This is a genomic window from Nocardia sp. NPDC056100, from assembly GCF_042266325.1.
Lineage (GTDB): Bacteria > Actinomycetota > Actinomycetes > Mycobacteriales > Mycobacteriaceae > Nocardia.
The window spans coordinates 1-2,590 of record NZ_JBHJVY010000009.1 but is presented as its reverse complement, the minus strand read 5'-3'; the positions used below and the strand labels follow the sequence as shown (position 1 = coordinate 2,590).

The following is a 2,590-nucleotide window of genomic DNA, read 5'->3' as shown; positions in this document are numbered from 1 at the left end:
GCGTCGAAGGTGGGATTGGCGATTGGGACGAAGTCGTAACAAGGTAGCCGTACCGGAAGGTGCGGCTGGATCACCTCCTTTCTAAGGAGCACATCTACGCAACGCTCTCCGAATAGTCGGACGAGAATGCGTCAGAGACCGTTTCGGACTCGAATGTAGTCCGGCGGACGCTCATGGGTGGAACACTGACTACCGCCAACTTCGGTTGGCTATATCGACACACTGTTGGGTCCTGAAAGAACAGACGTTCTTTCCAGGCAAGATAACGACGAGATTGACCCTTCGGTCATACCGCGGAATTCATTCCGGCTGGTGCCGAGACATAGGTTGTCTTTCTCGTGTGTTGTTTGAGAACTGCACAGTGGACGCGAGCATCTTTGTTAGTAAGTGTGTAAGAGCGTACGGTGGATGCCTTGGCACCAGGAGCCGATGAAGGACGTAGTAGGCTGCGATAAGCCTCGGGGAGCTGTCAAACGAGCTGAGATCCGAGGATTTCCGAATGGGGAAACCCAGCACGAGTGATGTCGTGTTACCCGCCACTGAATATATAGGTGGTGTGGAGGGAACGTGGGGAAGTGAAACATCTCAGTACCCACAGGAAGAGAAAACAACAGTGATTCCGTGAGTAGTGGCGAGCGAAAGCGGAAGAGGCTAAACCGATTATGTGTGATAGACGGCAGTCGTTGCATAGTCGGGGTTGTGGGATTGTTCTTCTCAACTCTGCCGAGTTGAGCATGAGTCAGAAACCGTTGTGTTAGTCGAAGTGGCCTGGGACGGCCCGTCGTAGAGGGTGAGAATCCCGTAGACGAAAACTCAACGGCTCATGTGAGCAACTCCCGAGTAGCAGCGGGCCCGTGAAATCTGCTGTGAATCTGTCGGGACCACCCGATAAGCCTGAATACTACCTGGTGACCGATAGCGGACTAGTACCGTGAGGGAAAGGTGAAAAGTACCCCGGGAGGGGAGTGAAATAGTACCTGAAACCGTGCGCTTACAATCCGTCAGAGCCCTCGACTTGTCGTGGGGTGATGGCGTGCCTTTTGAAGAATGAGCCTGCGAGTCATCGGTGTGTGGCGAGGTTAACCCGTGTGGGGTAGCCGTAGCGAAAGCGAGTCCGAATAGGGCGAACGAGTCGCACACTATGGACCCGAAGCGGAGTGATCTACCCATGGCCAGGGTGAAGCGACGGTAAGACGTCGTGGAGGCCCGAACCCACTTAGGTTGAAAACTGAGGGGATGAGCTGTGGGTAGGGGTGAAAGGCCAATCAAACTCCGTGATAGCTGGTTCTCCCCGAAATGCATTTAGGTGCAGCGTCACGTGTTTCACACCGGAGGTAGAGCTACTGGATGGCCTAGGGGGCCCACAAGCTTACCGAAGTCAGCCAAACTCCGAATGCCGGTGTGTGAGAGCGTGGCAGTGAGACTGCGGGGGATAAGCTTCGTAGTCGAGAGGGAAACAGCCCAGATCGCCGGCTAAGGCCCCTAAGCGTGTACTAAGTGGAAAAGGATGTGGGGTCGCGAAGACAACCAGGAGGTTGGCTTAGAAGCAGCCACCCTTGAAAGAGTGCGTAATAGCTCACTGGTCAAGTGATCCTGCGCCGACAATGTAGCGGGGCTCAAGTACACCGCCGAAGCCGCGGCATTCAGACATTATCCCGCCTTCGGGCCAGGAGTCTGGATGGGTAGGGGAGCGTCGTATGGCCAGGGAAGCGGCGGAGTGATCCAGCCGTGGAGGCCATGCGAGTGAGAATGCAGGCATGAGTAGCGAAAGACGAGTGAGAAACTCGTCCGCCGAATGACCAAGGGTTCCTGGGCCAGGTTAATCCGCCCAGGGTGAGTCGGGACCTAAGGCGAGGCCGACAGGCGTAGTCGATGGACAACGGGTTGATATTCCCGTACCCGTGTATCCGCGCCCAATGGCGAATCAGTTGTGCTAACCGTCCAAATGTTTCCTTATCGAGCCTTCGGGCGAGAGGGGAAATTGCTGCACGGGACCCTGATTGTAGTAGTCAAGCGATGGGGTGACGCAGGAAGGTAGCTGGGCCCGGTAATGGTTGTCCGGGTGTAAGCCTGTAGGGCGTTGTGTAGGCAAATCCGCACAGCATATAGCCTGAGAGGTGATGCGTAGCCGATTGAGGCGAATTCAGTGATCCTATGCTGCCGAGAAAAGCCTCTAGTGAGTTGGTACACGGCCCGTACCCCAAACCGACACAGGTGGTCAGGTAGAGAATACTAAGGCGATCGAGATAACTGTGGTTAAGGAACTCGGCAAAATACCTCCGTAACTTCGGGAGAAGGAGGGCCTTGTCTGGTGACGGCACTTGCTGCCTGAGCTGGGTGAGGTCGCAGAGACCAGTGAGAAGCGACTGTTTACTAAAAACACAGGTCCGTGCGAAGTCGTAAGACGATGTATACGGACTGACGCCTGCCCGGTGCCGGAAGGTTAAGAGGACCGGTTAGCTACTTCGGTGGCGAAGCTGAGAATTTAAGCCCCGGTAAACGGCGGTGGTAACTATAACCATCCTAAGGTAGCGAAATTCCTTGTCGGGTAAGTTCCGACCTGCACGAATGGCGTAACGACTTCTCAGCT

Annotated in this window: 1 rRNA gene; it reads left to right on the top strand. The window is 55.2% G+C overall.

Annotation, left to right across the window (positions count from 1 at the left end):
- Positions 1–381: 381 nt before the first annotated feature.
- A 23S ribosomal RNA gene (locus ACFC0O_RS46070) occupies positions 382–2,590 on the top strand; the annotation flags it as partial.